General features: G+C 65.4%; 19 protein-coding genes. 13 read left to right on the top strand and 6 right to left on the bottom strand.

Annotated features, from left to right (window positions below):
- The first annotated feature begins 63 nt into the window (after positions 1–63).
- The 6 genes from KLP40_RS00805 to KLP40_RS00780 all read left to right on the top strand — a co-directional run bounded on the left by KLP40_RS00805 (position 64) and on the right by KLP40_RS00780 (position 9,048).
- The gene (locus tag KLP40_RS00805; protein ID WP_215591597.1) at positions 64–999 is read left to right on the top strand and encodes a WD40 repeat domain-containing protein; all 936 of its coding nucleotides are present in this window, start codon (positions 64–66) and stop codon (positions 997–999) included.
- Between the two features lie 142 nt (positions 1,000–1,141).
- Positions 1,142–2,191: a DivIVA domain-containing protein gene (locus tag KLP40_RS00800; RefSeq protein WP_215591596.1), complete on the top strand. Its 1,050-nt coding sequence runs from the start codon at positions 1,142–1,144 to the stop codon at positions 2,189–2,191.
- A 357-nt stretch (positions 2,192–2,548) separates the two neighbouring features.
- Positions 2,549–2,908 (top strand): dihydroneopterin aldolase, encoded by a 360-nt coding sequence (gene folB / locus KLP40_RS00795; RefSeq protein ID WP_215591595.1) that lies wholly within the window; start codon positions 2,549–2,551, stop codon positions 2,906–2,908.
- A 320-nt stretch (positions 2,909–3,228) separates the two neighbouring features.
- A complete protein-coding gene (locus tag KLP40_RS00790; RefSeq protein WP_215591594.1) occupies positions 3,229–3,648 on the top strand; it encodes a BlaI/MecI/CopY family transcriptional regulator in 420 nt (139 codons plus the stop codon).
- Entirely contained in the window at positions 3,645–6,239 is a 2,595-nt protein-coding gene (locus KLP40_RS00785; protein ID WP_215591592.1) for a M56 family metallopeptidase, read from the top strand. Before KLP40_RS00790 ends, KLP40_RS00785 begins: the two co-directional genes overlap by 4 nt.
- 208 nt (positions 6,240–6,447) lie before the next feature.
- A complete protein-coding gene (locus tag KLP40_RS00780; protein ID WP_215591591.1) occupies positions 6,448–9,048 on the top strand; it encodes a DUF5916 domain-containing protein in 2,601 nt (866 codons plus the stop codon).
- Positions 9,049–9,111: 63 nt separating this feature from the next.
- On the opposite strand, the gene meaB is transcribed toward KLP40_RS00780, so the two are convergent.
- Positions 9,112–10,089 carry a methylmalonyl Co-A mutase-associated GTPase MeaB gene (gene meaB, locus KLP40_RS00775; protein WP_215591590.1) on the bottom strand — a complete coding sequence of 326 codons (978 nt, stop codon included), beginning with the start codon at positions 10,087–10,089 and terminating at the stop codon, positions 9,112–9,114.
- 136 nt (positions 10,090–10,225) lie between these two features.
- Here meaB and KLP40_RS00770 point away from each other — a divergent pair, with 136 nt between their 5' ends.
- Positions 10,226–11,623 carry a DUF5723 family protein gene (locus KLP40_RS00770; protein WP_215591589.1) on the top strand — a complete coding sequence of 466 codons (1,398 nt, stop codon included), beginning with the start codon at positions 10,226–10,228 and terminating at the stop codon, positions 11,621–11,623.
- Between the two features lie 194 nt (positions 11,624–11,817).
- Here the strand turns inward: KLP40_RS00770 and KLP40_RS00765 are convergent, their stop codons facing one another.
- The 3 genes from KLP40_RS00765 to KLP40_RS00755 all read right to left on the bottom strand — a co-directional run bounded on the left by KLP40_RS00765 (position 11,818) and on the right by KLP40_RS00755 (position 14,569).
- A complete protein-coding gene (locus KLP40_RS00765; protein ID WP_215591588.1) occupies positions 11,818–12,912 on the bottom strand; it encodes a YncE family protein in 1,095 nt (364 codons plus the stop codon).
- Between the two features lie 298 nt (positions 12,913–13,210).
- Entirely contained in the window at positions 13,211–13,777 is a 567-nt protein-coding gene (locus tag KLP40_RS00760) for an NUDIX hydrolase (RefSeq protein ID WP_215591586.1), read from the bottom strand.
- 33 nt (positions 13,778–13,810) lie between these two features.
- On the bottom strand, positions 13,811–14,569 hold the full coding sequence (locus KLP40_RS00755) for a L,D-transpeptidase family protein (RefSeq protein WP_215591585.1): 759 nt from the start codon (positions 14,567–14,569) through the stop codon (positions 13,811–13,813).
- A gap of 134 nt (positions 14,570–14,703) precedes the next feature.
- Here KLP40_RS00755 and KLP40_RS00750 point away from each other — a divergent pair, with 134 nt between their 5' ends.
- From KLP40_RS00750 to KLP40_RS00730, 5 genes are all read left to right on the top strand, one after another.
- Positions 14,704–15,660, top strand: a complete 957-nt coding sequence (locus tag KLP40_RS00750) for an alpha/beta hydrolase (protein ID WP_215591584.1) — start codon at positions 14,704–14,706, stop codon at positions 15,658–15,660.
- Positions 15,661–15,757: 97 nt separating this feature from the next.
- The gene (locus KLP40_RS00745) at positions 15,758–16,192 is read left to right on the top strand and encodes a DUF4174 domain-containing protein (protein ID WP_215591583.1); all 435 of its coding nucleotides are present in this window, start codon (positions 15,758–15,760) and stop codon (positions 16,190–16,192) included.
- A 250-nt stretch (positions 16,193–16,442) separates the two neighbouring features.
- Positions 16,443–17,105, top strand: a complete 663-nt coding sequence (locus KLP40_RS00740; protein ID WP_215591581.1) for a DUF2461 domain-containing protein — start codon at positions 16,443–16,445, stop codon at positions 17,103–17,105.
- Positions 17,106–17,307: 202 nt separating this feature from the next.
- Positions 17,308–18,459, top strand: a complete 1,152-nt coding sequence (locus tag KLP40_RS00735) for a geranylgeranyl reductase family protein (protein WP_215591580.1) — start codon at positions 17,308–17,310, stop codon at positions 18,457–18,459.
- 126 nt (positions 18,460–18,585) lie between these two features.
- Positions 18,586–19,071, top strand: coding sequence for an ankyrin repeat domain-containing protein (locus tag KLP40_RS00730; protein ID WP_215591578.1), 486 nt, complete (start codon positions 18,586–18,588; stop codon positions 19,069–19,071).
- Positions 19,072–19,157: 86 nt separating this feature from the next.
- Here KLP40_RS00730 and KLP40_RS00725 read toward each other — a convergent pair whose 3' ends face one another.
- Positions 19,158–19,589 (bottom strand): hypothetical protein, encoded by a 432-nt coding sequence (locus KLP40_RS00725; protein ID WP_215591576.1) that lies wholly within the window; start codon positions 19,587–19,589, stop codon positions 19,158–19,160.
- Between KLP40_RS00725 and KLP40_RS00720 the strand changes: the two genes are divergently transcribed.
- The gene (locus tag KLP40_RS00720; protein ID WP_215591575.1) at positions 19,582–20,217 is read left to right on the top strand and encodes a hypothetical protein; all 636 of its coding nucleotides are present in this window, start codon (positions 19,582–19,584) and stop codon (positions 20,215–20,217) included. The two genes, KLP40_RS00725 and KLP40_RS00720, sit on opposite strands and share 8 nt — an antisense overlap.
- A gap of 39 nt (positions 20,218–20,256) precedes the next feature.
- Here the strand turns inward: KLP40_RS00720 and scpA are convergent, their stop codons facing one another.
- The gene (gene scpA, locus KLP40_RS00715) at positions 20,257–22,512 is read right to left on the bottom strand and encodes a methylmalonyl-CoA mutase (RefSeq protein ID WP_215591574.1); all 2,256 of its coding nucleotides are present in this window, start codon (positions 22,510–22,512) and stop codon (positions 20,257–20,259) included.
- Position 22,513: the final 1 nt, after the last annotated feature.

Below are 22,513 nucleotides of genomic sequence, written 5' to 3'. Positions count from 1 at the left end.
GATGAAGGATGACAAGCGGTACCTTTGCCCCGGTCCCTCATCACCTCCTCACTCATTCACCCCGTGACAACTTCCCGTCCTCAAGTTCAGAAACTGGCTACCCTGGCTGGCCACCGCGACTGTGTGTACACGCTCACCGGCACGGCCGGGGAGGAGCTGGTGTATTCGGCCGGGGCCGACGGGCTGGTGGTGAGCTGGCGGGCCGATGCTCCGGAGCAGGACGGTGAGCTGGTGGCCCGGGTTGAAAACTCGGTGTACGCCCTGCGCCATCTGCCGGCGCGCAACCTGCTGGTGCTGGGCCACAACTTCCAGGGCGTGCAGGTCATTGATCTGGCCACCCGCACCCTGCTGCACGCCACGGCCCTGCCCCCGGTAGCCATCTTCGATCTGCTGTATTCCGAAGCCCGGCAGCGCCTCTACGTGGCCCTGGCTGATGGGACCCTGGCCGTGCTGCGGGCCTCAGATTTCCGCCTCGAAACCCTGCTGCGCCTCTCCGAAAAAAGCCTGCGCTGCCTGAGCCTGCACGAGGAGCGCGGGGAGCTGGCCGTGGGCGGCTCCGACTGGCGGGTGCGCATCCTCGACGCCGATACGCTGGCCGTGCGGCACACCATCGAAGGGGCTACCAACTCGGTGTTCACCGCCGCCTACTCGCCTGATGGCCGCTACCTGCTCACGGCCGGCCGCGACGCCCACCTGCGCATCTGGGACGTGGCCGCCGGCTACCAGGAGCACCGCAGCATTGTGGCCCACCTGTTCACCATCAACCACCTCATTTTCTCGCCCGACGCCCGCCTGCTGGCTACCTGCAGCATGGACAAAAGCATCAAGCTCTGGGACGCCGAAACCTGGCAGCTGCTGCGCGTGGTCGACCGCGCCCGCCACGCCGGACACGGCACCTCCGTGAACAAGTTGTTTTGGCCGGGAAGCCGGAATAGGCTAGTTTCGTGTAGCGACGACCGCACGCTGGCCGTCTGGCAGGTGGAAGAGGGGAGGAGTTAGAAGATAGGAGCCAGGAGTTAGCATGGGTGGTTCACCTGGTCGGACTCCGCCCCCAAGCTCCCGCTTTGTTTCCTGGCTTTGCTGCGCTACCTCACGTCCTCCCGGCTTCTGTCTTCTCGCTCCTAACTACTCACTCCTCAGAATGAAAATCACCGCCCTCGATATTCGGCAGAAAACCTTTGAAAAAGCCTTCCGCGGCCTCGACAAGGACGAAGTGCAGGCCTTTTTGCAAACCCTGTCCCAGCAGTGGGAGCGGATGGGCGACGAAAACCGGGAACTGCGCCTCAAACTGGAGCACGCCACCCAGGATGTGAGCAAGATGCGCGAGGTGGAAACCAGCCTCTACCGCACCCTCAAAACGGCCGAGGACACCGGCAACAGCATCACCGAGCAGGCCCAGCGCGACGCCGACCTGCGCATCCGCGAAGCCCAGCTCCAGGCCGAGCACCTGCTGGCCGCCGCCCGCCAGAAAGCCCGCACCGTAGTCGACGATGCCTACCAGCAGGCCGAACGCACGGTGGCTGAGATGAAAAAGGAAGTCAGCGGCCTGGGCCAGGAGTGCCAGCGCCTCGAAAACCTGCTCGACGGCCTCACCCGCGACCTGCACCACCTGGCTTCGGATGCCCTGGATAAGGTGGAAAAAGCCCGCAACCGGCCCAAAACCGGTACCGCCGCCATCCTTTCCCGGGCCGCCAGCGTAAAAGTGAATCGTCCGCACGTTGCGGACGATTCTCCTACTCCTGACGCTTCTGCCATGTACGTTTCCACTGCTGCTACCGCTTCTTCGGCTGCTATTGCCGCGCCGGACCGCGCTACTGCGGCCCCGGCCGCGGTGCCCGCCGAAACCCGCGCCGCCCAGCCCTCCGTAACCGGCTACAACCCCAAGCCCGGCCAGCAGCCCGAGCCCGACCGCGGTGCCCCGGCCCAGCAGCCTGGGCCCGAGATTGAGCGCCCCGAGGCCCCGGCCGAAAACCCCGGCATCTCGCCCGCCCCCCACATCGACCCGCCCGGCCCCTCCCAGGTGCCCGATCCGGCGCCGCCCCGCGTAGAGCCCCCGGCCCCGGATATTCAGCCCATCGGTCCCGGTCACCCCGAAATTGTCCAGCCGGCGCCCTCCGTCCATCCCGGCCAGCCGGGCATGGCTGCCGCCCCGGCCGCCCTGGGCGAGAAGTCGTTCTTCGACGAAATCTAAAGCGCTGATTTCCGCTAATGGGGCGGATGACGCTGGTTTTCGTCGCTGCTTCAGCCTGTGTCTCAAATCGAAGCCTGCCTTTCGGGGCGGGCTTCGTTGTTTTGGGAGCCTGATTCAGGCAGACGGGCTGTCAGAATACGAAGAGTTACTGCGGGCAACGACACCAAGCAAACTCCGCGCAAACCCTGAGCTGAAGCATCGGCATAGAAAAAGTATTTCACGCCACGAGCCACGGCGGCAACCCAGCGTGTGGAAAGGGTGAATTACCCGGGCAACACCAGCGCGCGAGCTTCCTCGGCAAGCCCGGAATGACATCCGTATTTTACTCACCATCTCACCATCTCACCATCTCACCACATGGGCCAGATTGCACTGGAAGGCATGGAGTTTTTCGCCTTCCACGGATACTACGACGAGGAGCAGAAAATCGGCAACAAGTACGGCGTCGACCTCTACATCGACACCGACCTGCACGCGGCCGGCAGCTCCGATCAGCTCCGCGAAACCGTGAACTACGAGGTGCTTTACCGGGTAGTGCGCGAAGAGATGCTGGCCCCGGCCCGTCTGCTGGAACATCTGGGCCACCGCGTGCTCGACCGGGTGCTGGAAGAATTTCCCTACGTGCAGGGCGTGCGCGTGAGCGTCTCGAAGTTCAATCCACCCCTGGGCGGCATCTGCCACCGCGCCCGCATCACGCTGGAACGCCGCCGCGCCTAACCCGCGGCCCGGCTGCCAGGGCACGTCACTACAACTAAGGTTGCGCAAAACCCCGTCCGACAGCTTGTCGGGTGGGGTTTTGAGTTGGTAGGCTTCCCGGCTTCGGAGCGGTAAGAATAAGAGGACGGCATGGCGATCTGGCGCTAAAGAATTCGGGTCGTAGCTGGTATGTTGCACAGGTCGAAAAGAGCATTTGCAGGATATAAAGCGGGTTTTAGTCAGTTATACGAATTATTTCGTACGATATATTTTGATCTACGACATGTTTCGTATATGTTTGAAGTACGAACAATGTCGTACTCGCTTTCCGCTGATTTCAAATGACTAAGAAACCCCTTCCCAAACCCACCGAGTCGGAGCTGGAAATTCTCCAGGTCCTCTGGCAGCACGGGCCGAGCACCGTGCGCTTCGTCAACGACGAGCTGAGCCGCCGGCGCGACGTTGGCTACACCACTACCCTCAAGCTGCTCCAACTCATGCTCGACAAAGGCCTGGTGCTGCGCGACGACGAGGCCCGCACCCACGTGTACCGGGCCGGCGTGCGGGAAGAGGAAACCCAGGGCCTGCTGCTCGACAAGTTCGTGGATGCGGCCTTCGGGGGCTCGGCCATGAAGCTGGTGATGCAGGCCCTGGGCAACCGCCGCACCTCCCGCGAGGAGCTGGCCCAGATCCGCCGCCTGCTCAACGACATTGAGATTCAGAACGACACCACGCCACCCGCTACCGACCCTGCGCTATGAACTGGCTGACCCAACTACTTCCCCCGGCCCTGATCCGCGCGCTGGGCTGGGCCCTGGTCCACTCCCTCTGGCAGGGTGCCCTGCTGGCCCTGCTGCTGGCCGGCCTGCTGCTGGTGCTGCGCCAGCATGCGGCCCAGGTGCGCTACCGCACCGCCGCCGCCGCCCTGCTCACGCTGCTGCTGCTGATCGGCATCACCTTCGGGCGCTACTACTACCAGCCCCCGGCGGCCCCCGCTACCTCTGCCGGCCTCACGACCTACCAGCCCGTGGATGCCCCGGCTGCCGCCCCCGGCCCGGAAGCCAGCTGGGCCGCTGATCCGGCCGGGTCCACCACGGCCCCGGTTTCCTGGGCGCAAACCTGGCAGCAGTACTTCGATGCCAACCTGCCCCTGGTAGTGACGGTGTGGATGATGGGCCTGCTGGTGATGCTGCTGCGGCTGCTGGGCGGCCTGGCCTACGTGCAGCGCCTGCGCCGCTACCGGGTGCAGCCCCTGGCCGAGGAGTGGCAGCAGCGGCTGGCGGCTCTGGCCCGCCGCGCCGGTCTGCAGCAGAAAGTAGAGCTGCTGGAATCGGCCCTGGTGAAGGTGCCGGTGGTGGTGGGCCACCTGCGGCCGGTGGTGCTGCTGCCCCTGGGCACCGTCACGGGCCTGGGCACGGCGTACCTGGAAGCCATTCTGGCCCACGAGTTGGCCCACGTGCAGCGCCGCGACTACCTGCTCAACCTGTTGCAGTCGGTGGCCGAAACCGTGCTCTTCTACCATCCGGGCGTGTGGTTCATCACGGCCTGCCTGCGCACGGAGCGCGAAAACTGCTGCGACGATGCCGCTACCGCCCTTATCGGGGGCAACCCGCTCACGGTGGCCCGGGCCCTGGCCGCCCTGGCCGAGCTGAACGCGGCTCCCGAGCCCACGGGCGTTGGGCTGGCGCTGTCGGCTCTCGGGCCCGATGGCTCGGTGCTGGGCCGCATCCGGCGCCTGGTGCAGGGCCGGCAGCGGCCCACGTTTGCCGAAGGATTCATGGCCGCCTGCGTGGTGCTGGTGGGTCTGGTGGTGCTGAGCACGGCCGTGGCCCTGGCCCGCCCCCAGGTGCTGGCCCTGGAGGCCCGCGTACGGCACCTGGAAGCTACGGCCGAGTCCTGGCCTTCGGTGACGGAGTATGCAGCGCCGGCCACTGTGCCGGCCACTGCGCCGGTCACTGCGCCTGCTGGATTGCCCCTTACGGATGAGGTCGTGCCAACGGCCTGGGACCGGGAGCCACTATGCATCCTGAGTGTCTCGGCCGATGGGCAGGCGCAGGGCCGTATCGGCAACACGCCGGTGAGCTTCGATACGAGCCGGGCGCCCCAGCTCATGCGCTGGTCGCGGGCCGGCCGCCGTGGCCGCACCGGCGGCGCGGCTGAGCAGGGCACAGTCATCATCAAGCGCGATAAAAAAGGCCGCCTGACGGAGCTGTACGTGAACGGGGAGCCGATTGCCATTGCCCCCGCCCGCAAAAAAGGCGAGCAGGTAGATGTGGTGCAGCTCAACGGCGCAACCGGCCGCGCGCTGGCCGTGGCCCCGCTCGCCGCCACTACCGACCGGGAGCAGCGCATGGAGGAACTCGCGCTGCGTATGCAGCAGAGCACTCTGAGCGGCAGCCACCCCAGCGCCGCCGATGCTCGTGAGTTATCGAGTCTGGCCCTGGCCGAAGCCAGCACTGCCCTGCAGGAGCTGGATGTGAACCGGATCACCCGCGAAGCCCTGCAAGAGGCTGAACTGGACCTGCGCACCGCCGCCAAAAATGCCAAAACCGACGAGGAACGGGAGCAGATTCAGGAGGCCCTGGAAGACCTGCGCGAGCGGCAGCAGGAGCTGCGTGAAAATCAGCAGGAGCGGCGGCAGCAGCTCCGCGAGGAGGCCCAGGAGCGCCAGCGCGACATCCAGCAGGATATCCGCGAGGCCCAGGAACAGGCCCGCCGGGATGCGGAGCAGGCCCGCCGGGACGCCGAGCAGGCCGTCCGCGACCAGGAGCAGGCCCGGCGGGATGCCGACCAGGTCCGCCGCGACCAGGAACAGGCCCACCGCGACGCCGGCACGGCTCTGCTGCTGCGGGAGCTGCGCCAGGATGGCATCATCAAGACGACCGGCAACCTGCAATTCGTGCTCAGCGCCACCAGCCTGAACGTGAACGGCACCCGCCAGCCCGCGGCCGTGCAGCAGAAGTACCTGCGTCTGGTAGAGAAGCACCAGGGCAAGCCCCTCAAAGGCATCTACAACCTCAATTACCAGACTTCCTCCAGCACGACTACCAACCTCAACGGCCCGGCCGTGCCGCGCCCGCCCCGGGCCCCGGGCGTGCCGCCCGTTGCCGCGCCCGCCCCGCCCATGCCCCCGCGCCTCGATTCGGAGGAGCTGCGCCAGCAACTGCGCCGCGATGGGGTGCTCGGTGCCCGTGATAAAGCCTTCCAGTTCCAGCTCAACGAGCAGGGCCTGACGGTGAACGGCAAGAAGCAGTCGGCGGCGCTGGCCGAGAAGTACCGTCGGCTGCTGGCTGCGCCGACCGACGGCAACGGCCAGAGCCAGCGCAACATCCAGATTTCCGTGACGGAGTGAGTGACCCTGGTGAAGCCGGCCGCCGCTGCCACGGCGGCCGGTTTTGGGCGTGAACATTCCGCTACCTGAGGCAACGGTTACGGCTGCGGCTGCATCTATGGCGGCGTAGCCCCCTTTTTCGGACCGCTGGCCGCTTTTAGACTCCGCTGGCCGCCTGGCCTGCTCCCCGCATTCCCATCCATTTGTTCGATTTTTTACTCGCTGCGTCGTGAAATATTATTGGCTCCTTCTCCTGCTGCTGGGCGCTGTGCTGACCACTCCGGCCTGGGCCCAGTCGGCGGCGGCGGCTACTACGGCGGCGGCGGCCGTGCCGGCGCCCAAGCGCCAGCTCCAGGCCCTGCGCATCACGGAAGCCATTAAGCTGGACGGTGAGCTGAATGAGGCCATCTGGCAGCAGGCGCCCATCGCCACGGAGTTCATCCAGAACCGCCCCAACCCGGGCCCCCGCGAAAAGCACCCCACCGAAGTACGCGTGCTCTACGACGACGCCAACCTCTACATCGGGGCCGTGATGCACGATGTGTCGCCCGACTCGATTATGCGGGAGTTGTCGCAGCGCGACGACATGGGCAACACCGATTTCTTCGCCATTTTCCTCGATACCTACTACGATAAAATCAACGGCTACGGCTTCTTCATCACCACCGGCGGCGTGCAGGCCGATGCCCGCTACTCGCCGGCCGGGGGCGAGGACTTCAACTGGAACGCCGTCTGGGACTCGCGCACGGCGTTGCGCGGCACCGACTGGGTGGCCGAAGTGCGGATTCCGTACTCGGCCATCCGCTTCAGCAAGACCGCCGAACAGCTGTGGGGCGTGAACTTCATGCGCCAGCGCAAGCGCGACAATCAGGCCTTCTTCTGGAACGAGGTGAAGCCCGCCGTGGACGGCTTCGTAAACCAGTGGGGCGAGCTCACGGGCCTGCGCGACATCAAGCCGCCGCTGCGCCTCTCGCTCACGCCCTACGTGTCGGGCTACGTGAACCACTATCCCTACGACGTGCAGGGCATCCGCAACTCCAGCACCAGCTTCAATGGCGGGGCCGATGTGAAGTGGGGCATCAACGAGAGCTTCACCCTCGATGCCACCCTGGTACCCGATTTCGGGCAGGTGCAGAGTGATAATCAGGTGCTCAACCTCTCGCCCTTCGAGGTGCAGTTCCAGGAAAACCGCCAGTTTTTCACCGAAGGCACCGAGCTCTTCAACAAGGGCGACCTGTTCTACTCGCGGCGGGTGGGCGCCACGCCCATCGGCTTCGGCTCCGTAGGCGACCAGGTGCGGGCCGGCCAACTGGGCCCCGACGGGCAGCGCCGCCCCGGCGAGGCCGTGGTGAGCAACCCCGGCGTCACGCGCCTGCTGAATGCCACCAAAGTATCGGGCCGCACCAGCAAGGGCCTGGGCGTAGGCGTGTTCAATGCCCTGAGCAACGACGTGTACGCCACCCTGCGCGACTCGGTGGACGGGCGCGAGCGGCAGGTGCTCACCCAGCCCTTCAGCAACTACAGCATCATGGTGCTGGATCAGAGCCTGAAAAACAACTCCTACGTCTCGCTCATCAATACCAACGTCACGCGCTGGGGTAGCACCTACGACGCCAACGTGACGGGCGGCCTGTTCCGTTTCGCCAACAAGAAGAACTCCTACGCCCTGGACGGGCGCCTGATTTACTCGCGCCGCCGGGGCAACGAATTCGGCTCCGAAGCGGCCATCAATGACCAGAACGGCTACAAATACCAGGTGGGGCTAAGCAAAATCAGCGGCAACTTCACCTGGCAGCTGGGCCAGGGCATCGAGTCGGACACCTATAACCCCAACGATTTGGGCATTCTGTTCGGCAACAACAACATCTCCCAGTACCTGAACCTGAGCTACAACAAGTACCAGCCCTTCTGGAAGGTGAACAACTTTTACTCCTTTGCCGGGCTCAACCACTCGCTGCTTTATAAGCCTACCCGCTACCAGAGCGCCAACGCGTACGCGGGCTGGAACACGACCTTCACCAAAAGCTTCCTGACCACGGGCATGAACTTCGATGCCAACCCCGTGACCCACGACTACTTTGAGCCCCGTCGGTACCCGTTGGGCGACTACTACGTGCGGGTGCCGGCCAGCGCCAACGTGGGCGCTTTCCTCTCCTCCGATTACCGCAAAAAACTGGCCCTGGACCTGAACGCGGGCATCCGCGGCTACGCCCGCGATGAGCGGTTGGTGCGCGCCCGGCGCATGGGCTACGGCTGGGGCATCTCGCCCCGCTACCGCGTCAGCAACCAGCTCAACTTCCGCTACAACCTCGACTGGAACCTGCGCCAGAACCAGATTGGCTACGTGAATGGCGACCTCGACACCAGCCTGCCCGACGACGCGGACTTCCGCAAAAACTACCCCGCCGATGTGCTGCTGGGCCGCCGCCGGGTAATAACGGTGGTCAACACGCTCTCGGCCAATTACACGTTCAACAACCGCATGTCGCTCACGGTGCGCACGCGCCACTACACCAGCACCGTGAACTACCGCGACTTCGCCCGCCTGAGTCCGGACGGGGAGGAAAACCTGGTGGACTACCGCCGTAACCGCGACAACACGTTCAACGCCTTCAACGTGGACGCGGTGTACTCCTGGTGGTTTGCGCCGGGCTCCCAGGTAAGCATCGTCTGGAAGAACGCCGGCTCCACTTTCCTGGAAGCCAACGAGGCCACCCCGCTCTACTTCAACAACCTGAGCAACACCATTAACACGCCCCACAACAACAACGTGAGCATCAAAATCCTGTACTTCCTCGATTACCTGATGCTGCGCCCGAAACGCACGTAGTACCATCACGCCTACCGCGCCGCTGGGGCCGCCGTATCCGCAACGGCAGCTCCGGCGGCTTTTTTACAGCCCCAGCAGCTGCCCGGCCGCCCCGAAGGCCGACTGCCGACCCTCGCGCACGGCCTGCTCCAGGGCGGCCAGTTGTTGCTGCACGGCGGGGCGGGCGTAAAACTGCGTTTCCAGGCTCTGGCGGATGGTTTCGTGGAGCCAGTGCAGGTTCTGCTCCTGGCGGCGCTGGGCGAAGTAGCCGCTGGCCCGGGTCTGGGCTACGTATTTTTCCAGCACCTGCCACACGTCGGGTACGCCCTGGCCGGTGAGGGCCGAGCTGATGGTGACCTCGGGGCTCCACTTGGAGGGCGCCAGCGGGAACAGGTGCAGGGCATTCTGGTACTCGGCCCTGGCGCGGCGGGCGGCCAGCTCGTTGCCGCCGTCGGCCTTCGTGATGGTGATGGCGTCGGCCATTTCCATGATGCCTTTCTTGATGCCTTGAAGCTCGTCGCCGGCCCCGGCCAGCATCAGGAGCAGGAAAAAATCGACCATGCCGTGCACGGCCGTTTCGCTCTGGCCCACGCCCACGGTTTCCACGAAAATTACGTCGTGGCCCGCCGCTTCACAGAGCAGCAGGGCCTCGCGGGTGCTGCGCGTGACGCCGCCCAGGCTGCGGCCGGCCGGGGAGGGGCGGATGAAGGCCTGCGGGTGGGCGGCCAGCTCGTTCATGCGGGTTTTGTCGCCGAGGATGCTGCCGCCGCTGCGCTGGCTGGTAGGGTCCACGGCCAGTACGGCCAGCCGGTGGCCCTTTTCGCGCACCAGATGCAGGCCCAGGGCTTCGATGAACGTGCTTTTACCCACGCCCGGCACGCCCGTGATGCCCACTCGCACCGAGCGGCCGGCGTGGGGCAGCACCGCATCGAGCACCTGCTGGGCCAGCTCCTGATCCGAAGGCAGGGTGCTTTCGACCAGGGTAATGGCCTGGCTCAGCCGCACGCGGTTGCCGGCCAGGATACCTTCACTGTAGTCGGAAGCGGAAAAGCGTTTGGGCACGGGAGAAGCGGAATGGGGCGTTATCTTTGAAACAGTTCCGGAACTTGTGAAAACCGGTTCGGTGTCGTTACCGGCTGTTTTCGTTGCTTCCTGAACTCACCTGCGCAAGCTACGGCCTGCGCCTCACTTTCCGCCTATGAACCGTTTGCTACTCCCGCTGCTGGCCGCCGGCCTGCTGACGTTGCCCACCGCCGCCCGGGCCCAGAATGAGCTGAGCAACTTCACGGCCACCGGCCGGGGCGGGGTGGCCACCACGTTTGCCGCCGACTACCAGGCCATCGGCATCAACCCGGCCAACCTGGGCCGCAAGGGCGGGGCCACGGTGGCCTTCACCATCGGGGAGGCGGGGGCGGGCGTCAGCTCCCAGTCGCTCACGCGCCAGCAGCTGCGCCGGTTCGTGACCAACCCCAACGACAACCTCACCCTGGCCGACAAGCAGGCCCTGGCCCGGGCCTTCACCTCCGACAACGCGGCCAACTTCAACGCCGACATTACCACCTTCGGGCTGGCCGTGCAGCTGCCCGTGATTGGGGGCGTGGCCATCAGCAACCGCATCCGGACGGCCGGGCACGTGGGCCTGAACCAGAACGCGGCGGAAATTGCCTTCCTGGGTCGCGACGCCCCTATTTACACGTCCGCCACGGCCGGCAACGTGCCGCTGGTTTCGGAGGCGCTGGCCGGCACCGAACTGCAGTTTGCGGCCCTCAACGAGTTCAACGTAGCCTGGGGTACCCGCCTGATTGATCTGCCCCTGTTCCAGCTCTCGGGCGGAGCCGGCTACCGCTACATTCAGGGCGTGGGCATCATCGATATCCGGGTGCAGCCGGGCGACTTACGGGCCTACAGCGCCATGTCGCCGGTGTTTGATATCGACTACGGCGACGTGGTCAACAACCCGAGCTTCAACCTCAAAACCGGCTCGGGCCTCAAGCCGGTGGGCGAGGGCCACGGCTTCGACCTGGGCCTGGCCGCTGAGGTAGGCAAGGCCGTGCGCCTGGGCCTGGCCTTCACCGATCTGGGCCACATGACCTGGAAAGGCAACCTGCTCACGGCCAACGACCAGAAGCTCAAGCGCCTCAATTCCGAAGGCGTCGGGAGCTACAACTTCATCAAGGAAGCCGCCGAAATCTTCGCCTCGGGCACCGACAGCCTGTTTCAGTACCAGGCCGATCAGGAGCGCCGGGCCGAGCTGCCCACCAAGCTGCGGGCCGGCGCGGGCGTACGCATCAGCGAGTATTTCGAAGCCGGCCTCGACGTGACCCTGCCCCTGAACAGCGTGGCCGGCAACCTGCCCACGCCCTTCGTGGGCGCCGGCCTCGACTACAAGCCTGTGCGCTGGCTGCGCCTGAGCAGCGGCCTGACCGGCGGCGCCGGCTACGGCCTGAGCGTCCCATTGGGCGTCACGTTCACCACCTCGTTCTACGAAGCCGGCCTCAGCACCCGCGACGTGGTGGGCCTGCTCACCTCCGAAAACCCCTACCTGTCGGTAGCCGGCGGCTTCCTGCGCTTCAAACTCGGCGGCAAGAGTCAGTAGCGGCGAGGGGGTGAAATAGTGAAATGGGGAGTTTGACGTTCGGGGGTGCTGTCATCCTGAGCGGAGCGAAGGACCTTGTAACGCTCGAACGAATCGTTGTTATGACTATCGTTCTACTGTAATAAGGTCCTTCGCTTCGCTCAGAATGACAGGCCCCCCGAACGTCAAACTCCCCATTTCACTATTTCACCCCCTCACTCGGGTTCCGTGATGAAGTTGGGCAGGCCGAGCTTGCTGCGGCGGCCGCCGAGCTTGAGGCCGTCGTCGAGGTACTTGGCGGCTTCGGCGTTGGGGTTCTGGATGAGGCCCAGGAACTGGTTGTCTTCGCGGGCCACGTAGATGTTGCCGTCGGGGCCGCGCTGCAGGGAGCCCACCTTGCGGTTGGCCGATTTGCCGATAACGGCTGCCTTGCCCGTTTGCAGGTCGAACTGGTAGATCTGGGCCTGTCCGCCGCCTTCGCCGTTGCTGGAGCCGTAGAGCTTGCTGCCATCGGCCGAGAACTCCACGCCGTAGGCTTCGGGGTAGGGGGCGAAACTCTTCACGTTGCGCACCTGCCCGGTGCTGCGGTCGAAGTCGAAGACCTCGTACTTGTTGGCTTCGCGCCACAGGGCCACGGCCAGCTTGCGGCCGTCGGGCGCGAATTTCATGGCCCCGATGGCGTTGCGGCCGGGGCCGGCGTGCATGCTGCCGATGTTGCTTATCACAGGCTTGCTCTGCACCCCGTCGGGCGTGACCAAAAAGCTCACGAAGGCGCTGGAGTTCCAGCGGTGGGCTACCACCCATACGTCGCGGCCGTTCTGGTGGCGCACGGCGGCCAGCTTCTCAGCCACCGGCGACACGAGCAGGGCGTTCAGGCGCACCACGTCGCCGAGGCCCTGGTCGCGGGTCATGTCGAGGGTGGAGTAGCGCAGGCCGTTGGGGCCGCCCTGGGCACCCACCGTGAAGATGTAGAACACGTTGCCGCTGCCCGGGTCGGGCACGATGAGGGCGCTCTGGGTGCTGGAGTTGGAGCCCATCAGCTTGCGGCCGTTGGGCATCACCTGGTGCTGGCGGTTGAACACGAACTCGCCGTTGGTATAGAACAGCAACTGGCCCTGCTGGTTGGTGGCCACGGCCGAGCCTTCGTAGGTAGTCATCTTGCTGGTGAGCAGCGGGGTGGGAGTGCCCCCATCGGCCGGGAAGCTCAGCCCCGCCTGCTGCCCGAACAGCCACACGGACTGTTCCCGCTGGGCCAAAGCCGCGCCCGGCAGCAGCAGAGCCAGCAGCGCAAGGATCGGAAGTCGTTTCATGGCAGAAAAAGTAGTTATGCGCAGGTGAATAGCAATATCGTGCCAGTTTGGGGGAGGAGGTGAGGAGGTGATGGGGTGGGAAGTCAGAAAAGGAGCGTCATTCTGAGCGCAGGCGGAGCCGGAGTCGAAGAATCTCGCGTGCTGACGTGTGGTGCTAACTCTGTCGTCAGAAATTACTTTGGCACGCGAGATTCTTCGACTTCGGCTCCGCCTGCGCTCAGAATGACGTTCTGTTTATGCTTGGTTCCGTACCGTTACTCACTACTCACTACTCACTACTCACTACTCACTACTCACCTCAAATCTCCCACTCCCCGGCCAGCAGGCGTGGGATAAGGGGCTGGATGATGCGGTAGCTGGCGCCCCAGAGCGGGTAGGCCGCTTCGCCGCCAACGCGGTAGAAGGGTACGCGGCGGGGGCCGGGCCAGCCGGGCAGGTTCCAGGTTTCTTCGGTGTGGTTGAGTTCGTCGGCGAGGTGACGGAGCGGGATTTCCAGGACCTCATCTACCTCCCGGGCCTGCCACTGCCAGCGGGCGGGCCGCTCAATGCGCCCCAGAAACGGGCTGATGCGGAAGCCGCTGGGCACGGCCACGGTGGGCAAAGCGGCCAGCAGCTGCACCTGGGCGGGGGGCAGATGCACTTCCTCGAAGGCTTCGCGCAGGGCGGTAGCGCGCAAATCAGCATCGGTAGGCTCGGGCTTGCCGCCGGGGAAGGCCAGCTGCCCGCCGTGCACCCCGTAGGCCGTGCGCCGCACCATCACGACCTGCACCTCCCCGGCCGCGTCGCGGAATACGGGCACGAGTACGGCCGAGTCGCGCAGGTTTTGGGGCAACGGGAAATCGTGGATGGAAAGCAGTTCAGCCATAGCCGCAAGGTACGCCGCCGCGGGCGGGCGGGTTCAGCGCACCACGTAGGCCCCGGCTTCGGCCACCGTGACGGTGGGCAGCTCGTGGTGGGTTTCGAAATACTGGTAGCCCGGGGCCAGCTCCCGCCAGAAGGCCAGGTGGGGGCTTTGCCGGCGGCGGGCCAGCTGGTCGGGCGTGAGCTCAAACGGGAAAATGTGCACCGGAATGCTAGTCTGCCCGGCCGCGCGGGCTTCCACGGCCAGCACATACAGCTCCCGGATGCCCGCGTCGGTGATGGGCAGGCAGCCGATGGTTTCGGTAGAGCCGTGCACGAAAATATGGTTACCCGGGTCGAGGCCGGGGGCAGTGCGCCGCTGGTCGGCGGCGTTGGGGTAGTCGAGGCCCAAAGAGAGCAGGTACTGGCTGTGGGGGTTGAAGCGGTCGATGGTGTAGAAGCCCTCCGGCATCTGCCCGTCGCCGGCTTGGCGCTTGGGGCCCAGGGTGCCCGAGGTGCCGGCCAGCGCAAACGTACGCAGCAGCACGAACGGCCCCGCGCCCGGGTTGCGGCCCCACACTTCCACCCGCCGCCCGATTTTGAAGGCCCGCACGAACAGCTCCAGCCGCGCCGGGGCCAGCCCGTGGCGGCGCAGCAGAGTCCGTACCGGCCCCTGGTACTGCGCGTAGGCCTCCCGCACCCGGGGGTAGCGTAGTTGCTCGGTACGGAATGCCGGGTCGGGTTCCGGCAGCTGAGTGGCCGAGCGGGCAACCAGGGCGGCCGCCAGGACCAGCGTCAGAAACAGCAGAATGCGCATCGGATAGCAGCAACAGGAAAGTAGGGGAGAGACCGGGCCGGTAGTGGCCGGTACCGGAACGCACCGGATAGGCCAATTGGTATATAGCCGGGGTCGAATTGTCGGACTCGGTATTTCTGCGTAGACTCGCTTCTATGACGAAGGAAGCTGCTTCTCCCGACCCGCTCGGCCCGGCCTTTCAGGCGCAGGTGCTCCCCCAACCCCCCGACTACGAGGGCCCGGTGCAGGCCGTGCTGGTGCGCTACCTGCCCCCGCCCGCCGCGCCCGCCGCCGGGGCCGTGCTCTACGTGCACGGCTTCAACGACTACTTCTTCCAGCGCGAAATGGCCGAGCAGTGCGCCGCCCACGGCTACCACTTCTTCGCCCTCGATTTGCGCAAGTATGGCCGGGCCCTGCTGCCCCACCAGCGCCCCAACAACGTGCGCGACCTAGCCGAATACTTCCCCGACCTCGACGCGGCCCTGCGCGAAATCCGGGCCGCCGGCCACACCCGGCTGGTGCTCAGCGGCCACTCCACGGGCGGCCTCATCACGGCCCTGTATGCGGCCCGGCACCCGGCCAGCTTCGCGGCGCTGGTGCTCAACAGCCCCTTTCTGGCCCTGAACCAGCCCTGGCTCCGGCGGAAGGTGGCCGCGCCGCTGGCCGGCGCCCTGGGCCGGCTGCTGCCCGATCTGCCCCTGCCCGCCGGCCTGCCCGATACCTATGGCCAGAGCCTGCACCAGGCCTACCGGGGCACCTGGGAGTATAACCTGGCCTGGAAGCCCAACCACGTGTTTGCGGTGAATGCGGGCTGGCTGGGCGCCATCCGGCGCGGGCAGCGGCAGCTGCGGCAGGGGCTGGCACTACCCGGCCCGGTGCTGGTGCTGCACGCCGAGCGCAGCGCCGGCGGCCGGCAGTGGCGCGAGGAATTCCACCACGCCGACATCGTGCTCAACGTGGCCGACATCCGCCGCCTCTCCCCGCGCCTGGGGCCCCGGGTAACCCTGCACGCCCTGCCCGGAGCCATCCACGACGTATTGCTGTCGGAGCCCGCGGTGCGCGCCGCCGCCTACGCCGAGCTGTTCCGCTGGCTGGGTGAGCAGACCGGCTGAAGCCTCCCGGCGGCTGGCTATCCGCGGTGGTGCGGCCTGCTATCCGCGTGCGTGGCCTTGCCGGGCACCTCTGCGCCGTTTGTAACGTTAGCCGGGGATGCTGATTCGATTTATCCTGCTGCTCACTGCCGCCCTGCTGACTTCTACCCTCGTGCCCGCACAAACTTCTTCCGCTTCCGCCCTGGAAGCTACCGTAAAAAAGGCCCACTGGCGCCAGCGCGTGCTTCTCATCTGCGCCCCCTCGGCCGCCGATGCCTCCCTGCTGGCCCAGCGCAACCTGTTGGAATCCGCCGCCGCCGGCCTCCGGGAGCGGGACCTGCTGGTGCGGGAGCTGGTGCTGCCCGAGCTGCCGGCACCCGACCGGGCCTACCTGCGCCGCCTGGGCGTGAAAACCGACGCGTTCCAGGTGCTGCTGCTGGGCAAGGACGGTGGCCTCAAGCGGCGCGATACCCAACCCGTAGCCCCCCAGACCCTGTTTTCCACCATCGACGCCATGCCCATGCGCCGCCAGGAAATGAAGCGGGCCGAGTAGCATAGGTGTCAGTTGATAGTTGCGAGTTGATAGTTGTCAGTTGGCAGTTGTCAGTTGATAGTTGATAGTTGTCAGTTGGCAGTTGTCAGTTGGCAGTTGTCAGTGAAAGAGCGACATACTCAGGATGACGTTCTTTCACTAACAACTGACAACTGACAACTGCCAACTGCCAACTGACAACTGACAACTATCAACTCGCAACTGACAACTATCAACTGACAACCAACCGCTGCTGCTACCTTTGCTGCGTATGAATCAGTCTGCCCTGTTTGATTTCCTCCAGGACCTGGCCCGGCACAACGAGCGGGAGTGGTTCCAGGCCCACAAGCCCACGTATGACGCGTTGCGGCGCGAATTTGAGGGGCTCGTTGGGCAGATTCTTCGCGAGCTGGCAGCGGCCGAGCCGGCCCTGGCAACGCTGGAAGCCAGGAAGTGCATCTTCCGCATTTACCGCGACGTGCGGTTTTCCAAGCGCAAGGAGCCCTACAAAACCCACTTCAGCGCCTATTTCGCGGTGGGCGGCAAGCACAGCGCCGGTCCGGGTTACTACTTCCAGCTCGGCCCGAACGGGCAAACCATGCTGGCCGGCGGCATCTACCAGCCCGACAAGGAGCAGCTAACCCGCATCCGCCAGGAAATAGACTACAACGGCCCCGCCCTGCACGCCATCCTCGAAAATCCCGACTTCCGGCAGTTCTATCCCGGTCTGGAAGGCGAGCAGCTCAAGCGCCCGCCCGCCGGCTACCCCGCCAACCACCCCGACCTCGACCTGCTCAGGCACAAAAGCTTCGTGGTGGCCCACCACCTGCCCGACGCCACGGTCCGCCAGCTCCACCTGGCCGAGTACGTGCCCGCCGCCTTCCGGGCCCAGCGCCCTTTCGCCGACTTTCTGCGCGAAGCGGTGGAGGGGTGAGGCGGCGAGGTGGTGAAATAGTGAGATGGGGAGTTTGCCGTTCAGCCGGCGCGGGCAGCCGGAGCGGCGCGGAAGGTCCGCTGACCCCGGCCCAGCGCCTGCAGGGCGGTGGCCTTGCCCTAAAACGTAACTTGCACCGCTCGGCCTGTCTGCGCCGGCTGAACGGCAAATTCCCCATCTCACCAGTTCACCGCCTCACCTCATGCCCTACGATTACGACGTGCTGATAGTGGGGGCAGGGCCGGCGGGCACGGCCTGCGCGCTGGGGCTGGCGGAAAGCGGCCTGCGGGTGGGGTTGCTCGACAAGGCCCGATTCCCGCGCGACAAAGTGTGCGGCGACGCCATTCCCGGGCCTACGCTCAAGGCCCTGGCCCGCCTGAATCCGGCCTGGGCCGCCGAACTGCGCGCCCTCACCGCCGGCCACCGTACCGACGTGCGCACCAGCCGCCTGCTTTCCCCGGCCGGCCGGCTGGTGAGCGTGGACTGGCGGGCCCCGGCCTTCAACGCCGCCCGCCTCGATTTCGACGCGGCCCTGCTCACGCTGGTGCGTCGCCACTCCGCTACCGATATCCGCGAAAATTGCCCTGTACGTGCTGTCGTGGCCGATGCGGAGGGCGTCACGGTGCAACTTGCCGATGGCAGCCGGCTCCGTGCCCGCCTGGTAGTGGGCTGCGACGGGGCCCACTCGGCCGTGGCCCGCGCCCTGGCCCCCGCGCCCCTGCACCGGGCCCGGCACTGCGCGGCCGTGCGCGCCTACTTCGACGGGGTAGCCGACACGCCCGCCACTACCAGCGACTTTCTGTTTCTGAGCCGCTACCGGGCCGGCTACTGCTGGGTGTTTCCGGTGGGCGGGGGGCGCTGCAACGTGGGCTTCGGTATGCTCTCGGAGGACGTGGCCCGCCAGAAGCTCGACCTGAAACGGGTGCTGCGGGAGTTGCTGGCCACCCATCCCGCGCTGGCCTCGCGCTTTGCCCAAGCCCGGCAGTTGGGCCCTATTCAGGGTTTCGGCCTGCCCCTGGGCGGTTCCCGGCGGCCCCTCACCGGCCCCCGGGCCCTGCTCTGCGGCGATGCGGCCGCCCTCATCGACCCGCTCCAAGGCCACGGCATCGACAAGGCCGTTATCAGCGGGCTGCTGGCCGCCGAGCACGCCGCCCGCTGCTGCGCCGCCGCCGATTTTAGCGCGGCCGCGCTGGCTCCCTACGCCGCCGCTGTGCACCAGCGCCTGGGCCGCGACCTGGGCCGCCGCTACCGCCTCATGCGCCTGCTGGCCCGGGCTCCGGGCCTCGTGGAAGTAGCGTTCGGGGCCGCCCGCTGGCCTGTGCTGCGCCGCTGGCTGGTGCAGGCGGTGGGCTAGCTGCTGACTACAGACCACAGACGATCATGCCGGGCCCGCTACCCATCCTGCTACGGGTATTTTCGCCCGACCCCCAACAATAGGGCCTGTTTCCTGGTAGCATCCTTTCGTTACACTCTTTTTGCTATGCACTCTACTGCTTTCAACTCTCAGGAGCCCTTGGTTCAGGCCGTCCGCCAGGGCGATGCGGCCGCCATCACACGTCTGCTGGCCGATGGGGCCGACGCCAACGCCCCCGACGGCCGCGGCTTCACGCCCCTTGTGCTGGCTGCCTACGAAGGCCACCTCGAAGCTACCCGCGCTCTGCTCGCCGGCGGGGCCGACCCCAACCAGTCCGTCGGGGGCGGCAACACCGTGCTGATGGGCATCGCCTTCAAGGGCCACTCCGCCCTGGCCCAGCTGCTGCTCGACCACGGGGCCGAGCTCAACGCCCGCAACGCGGAAGGCAGCACCGCCCTTATGTTTGCCGTGCTGTTCGGCCGTAACGAGTTCCTGGACCTGCTCCTGCGCGCCGGCGCCGATGCCACCCTGCGCGACCACAACGGCCACTCCGCCCGCGACCTGGCCCGCCAGAAAGGCAACGACTACGCACTCACGGTGCTGCCCGAGTAGCTCGCCCCCCGAAACTGCAACGCCCCGCCCGCCGGTTTACCGACGAGCGGGGCGTTGCAGTTTGCGGCGGCGACAGGGGCTCCGGTTTACAGGATAGCGGTGCTGCTGAGTTCGGTGAGGCCGGCCACGGCGCCGGGCAGGCGAGTGCGGGCCAGTTCGGCGGCCAGTTCCTGGGGCAAGTCGGCTAGCAGCAACGGCACCGCCGGCCGGGCCACCAGCCGGTACTGCGTATCGGTGGGGGCATGGAGGTTGATTTTGGCGAACGAGAACATCCCCCGCCGGGCGTAGCGGGCCGCGCCGGAGGCTTCGGCCGGATTGGCGCCGTCCGCCAGCTGCGCCGCCCTAGTTTCGGGCCGCAGCAGGAAATGCTGATGCAGCGCCAGCAACGCCTCCTGCGAAGCCGCCACCGACTCCGGCAACTGCCCGCCCCCGGACGCTACGTGCAGGATGTGGCCGGCCGCATCAGTGGCGAAGTAATCAATATCGGCGTCTAGTTGGTCGGTTTCGGGGATGGACATTCTGCTTCATTTAGAGTCGGAACATGAGGGTATAATTTATATCTTTACGCAAAAGGGAATATGCATTTATGACATGAAAAAACTCTCAAATTTCACCCTATACGTCATTGTATGTATTATTTGGGGCTGTGGTTCTAAAGAAGAAGCCTCACCAAAGAATAAGGAAAATGAGCCAATGAATACTATGTATTTTGCTTGTTCTACTTTGGACCCAGGAGCTTCCTCACAAACTCTGGAATGGAGGGACTGGGACGGATTAGGTGGCAATCCACCCAGGCTATCTGGCTCTATGACTCTAATGCCGAACACAGATTATATTGCTTGGGTGCAATTGGCTAACGAGGCAGGGGTAATAGGAAGTGGCCAGTTCATGACTGATGAAATCAAGAACGAAATGGACGATCATGCCTTTTTTTATCAACCTGGGAATGCTTCTCTATGGACAATAACTAAGCATCAACTTGACACCCGTGGAAGAATATATGACGGTGCCATTAGCTTTAAAACAGGAAATTCAGGTGTCATTCCACTAAAAATTACTTTAAAACATCAGCCGGGTTTAAAGGATGGTACTCTTAGCCCTGGCTCCATAGATATTGAGGCCAATTTCAATATAACAGTACAATAAAGAAGGCACCAGGTATTTATCCTGGTGCCTTTTTCTATTTCACTCCCCCAGCTTCTCCAGAATCTCCTGGGCCGCCACGGCAATGACCGTTCCGGGGCCGTAGACGCCGGCTACTCCGGCATCGTAGAGGAACTGGTAGTCCTGGGCCGGGATGACGCCGCCGGCAATGACGAGGATATCCTCGCGGTCGAGCTGCTTGAGCTCCGCGAGCAGCTGCGGAATCAGGGTTTTGTGGCCGGCGGCGAGGCTGCTCACGCCCACCACGTGCACGTCGTTCTCGGCGGCTTGGCGGGCCACTTCGTCGGGTGTCTGGAACAGGGGGGCAATGTCTACGTCGAAGCCCACGTCGGCGAAGGAGGTGGCAATGATTTTGGAGCCCCGGTCGTGGCCGTCCTGGCCCATTTTGGCCACCATCATGCGGGGGCGGCGGCCTTCGCGGACGGCGAAGGCATCGGCGGCCTCGCGGGCCTTGGCAAACTGCTCGTCGTAGCTCATCTCCTGGGAATACACGCCCGAAATAGCCCGGATGGTAGCCTGGTGGCGACCGTACACCTTTTCCAGAGCATCCGAAATTTCGCCCAGCGTGGCGCGCAGGCGGGCGGCATTTACGGCCAGGGCCAGCAGGTTGCCGTTTTCAGCCTCCGTCGTTCCGGCGGTGGCCTCACCCCCCCGGCCCCCCTCTCCGGTGGGAGAGGGGGGAGCCTGCTCCGGCTGTGCTGTCGTCTGGCTCCCCCTCTCCCCCTGGAGAGGGGGCTGAGGGGGGAGGCCACGTTGGGCGGCTTCCGTCAGGGCCGCCAGGGCCGCCTGCACGGCGGCTTCGTCGCGGGCGGCTTTGGTGGCTTGCAGGCGGGCAATCTGCGACTCTCGTACGGCGGCGTTGTCGATGTCGAGCACGTCGATTTGCTGCTCCTCGCTGGGGCGGTACTTGTTCACGCCCACCACAATTTCCTTGTTCGAGTCGATGCGGGCCTGCTTGCGGGCGGCGGCTTCCTCGATGCGCATTTTGGGCAGGCCGGTTTCGATGGCCTTGGCCATGCCGCCGAGCTCCTCCACTTCCTGCATCAGAGCCCAGGCTTTGTCGGCCAGTTCGTGGGTGAGGGTTTCTACGTAGTAGGAGCCGCCCCAGGGGTCCACCACGCGGGTCACGTCGGTTTCGTGCTGGAGGTAGAGCTGGGTGTTGCGGGCAATGCGGGCCGAGAAGTCGGTGGGCAGGGCAATGGCCTCGTCGAGGGCGTTGGTGTGCAGGCTTTGGGTGCCGCCGAGCACGGCCGCCAGCGCCTCCACGGCCGTGCGGGCCACGTTATTGAACGGGTCCTGCTCGGTGAGCGAGTAGCCCGAAGTCTGGCAGTGGGTGCGCAGGGCCAGGCTTTTCGGGTTCTGGGGGTTGAACTGCCGGATGAGCTTGGCCCAGAGCAGGCGCCCGGCCCGGAGCTTGGCAATTTCCATGAAGTGGTTCATGCCAATGGCCCAGAAAAACGACAGCCGGGGCGCGAAATCGTCAATCTTCAGGCCCGCGGCCAGCCCGGCCCGCACGTACTCCAGGCCGTCGGCCAGGGTGTAGGCCAGCTCGATATCGGCCGTGGCCCCGGCCTCCTGCATGTGGTAGCCCGAGATGCTGATGGAGTTGAACTTAGGCATGTGGGCGGCCGTGTACTCGAAAATATCGGCAATGATGCGCATGCTCGGCAGGGGCGGGTAGATGTAGGTGTTGCGCACCATGAACTCCTTCAGAATATCGTTCTGAATGGTGCCCGCCAGCTTTTCAGGAGACACACCCTGTTCCTCGGCCGCCACAATGTAAAAGGCCATAATCGGCAGCACGGCCCCGTTCATAGTCATGCTCACCGACATCTGGTCGAGCGGAATCTGGTCGAAGAGCAGCTTCATGTCCTCCACCGAATCGATGGCCACGCCGGCTTTGCCCACGTCGCCCACCACCCGCGGGTGGTCGGAGTCGTAGCCCCGGTGGGTGGCCAGGTCAAAGGCCACCGAGAGGCCCTTCTGGCCGCCGGCCAGGTTGCGGCGGTAGAAGGCGTTGCTTTCCTCGGCCGTGCTGAAGCCCGCGTACTGGCGGATGGTCCAGGGTTTCTGCACGTACATGGAGCTGTAGGGCCCCCGCAGAAAGGGCGCGATGCCTGCCCCGAAGCCCAGGTGACTCAGGTGCTGCACATCGTGGGCGGTGTAGAACGGCTTGAGCGTGATGCCCTCGGGCGTGGTAGGGGCGTTAGCGGTGTCGGCGTGGGGAGTGGGCAGCTGGGCCGCGTCGTAGGCAATCCGGGAGAAGTCGGGGCGCATT

Source organism: Hymenobacter piscis, from assembly GCF_018760735.1.
GTDB classification, from domain to species: Bacteria; Bacteroidota; Bacteroidia; order Cytophagales; family Hymenobacteraceae; genus Hymenobacter; species Hymenobacter piscis.
Note: the sequence above shows the minus strand (reverse complement) of the source record. Positions and strands in the feature narration are given on the sequence as shown.

Coding starts and splice junctions, on each gene's coding strand:
- KLP40_RS00785 (WP_215591592.1), top strand. CDS start 3,645: ATGAACTGGCTGACCCAACTACTTCCCCCGGCCCTGATCCGCGCGCTG.
- KLP40_RS00765 (WP_215591588.1), bottom strand. CDS start 12,912: ATGAAACGACTTCCGATCCTTGCGCTGCTGGCTCTGCTGCTGCCGGGC.
- scpA (WP_215591574.1), bottom strand. CDS start 22,512: ATGCGCCCCGACTTCTCCCGGATTGCCTACGACGCGGCCCAGCTGCCC.
- KLP40_RS00745 (WP_215591583.1), top strand. CDS start 15,758: ATGCTGATTCGATTTATCCTGCTGCTCACTGCCGCCCTGCTGACTTCT.
- KLP40_RS00750 (WP_215591584.1), top strand. CDS start 14,704: ATGACGAAGGAAGCTGCTTCTCCCGACCCGCTCGGCCCGGCCTTTCAG.
- KLP40_RS00740 (WP_215591581.1), top strand. CDS start 16,443: ATGAATCAGTCTGCCCTGTTTGATTTCCTCCAGGACCTGGCCCGGCAC.
- KLP40_RS00760 (WP_215591586.1), bottom strand. CDS start 13,777: ATGGCTGAACTGCTTTCCATCCACGATTTCCCGTTGCCCCAAAACCTG.
- KLP40_RS00730 (WP_215591578.1), top strand. CDS start 18,586: ATGCACTCTACTGCTTTCAACTCTCAGGAGCCCTTGGTTCAGGCCGTC.
- KLP40_RS00790 (WP_215591594.1), top strand. CDS start 3,229: ATGACTAAGAAACCCCTTCCCAAACCCACCGAGTCGGAGCTGGAAATT.
- KLP40_RS00770 (WP_215591589.1), top strand. CDS start 10,226: ATGAACCGTTTGCTACTCCCGCTGCTGGCCGCCGGCCTGCTGACGTTG.
- KLP40_RS00800 (WP_215591596.1), top strand. CDS start 1,142: ATGAAAATCACCGCCCTCGATATTCGGCAGAAAACCTTTGAAAAAGCC.
- folB (WP_215591595.1), top strand. CDS start 2,549: ATGGGCCAGATTGCACTGGAAGGCATGGAGTTTTTCGCCTTCCACGGA.
- KLP40_RS00725 (WP_215591576.1), bottom strand. CDS start 19,589: ATGTCCATCCCCGAAACCGACCAACTAGACGCCGATATTGATTACTTC.
- KLP40_RS00735 (WP_215591580.1), top strand. CDS start 17,308: ATGCCCTACGATTACGACGTGCTGATAGTGGGGGCAGGGCCGGCGGGC.
- KLP40_RS00720 (WP_215591575.1), top strand. CDS start 19,582: ATGGACATTCTGCTTCATTTAGAGTCGGAACATGAGGGTATAATTTAT.
- KLP40_RS00755 (WP_215591585.1), bottom strand. CDS start 14,569: ATGCGCATTCTGCTGTTTCTGACGCTGGTCCTGGCGGCCGCCCTGGTT.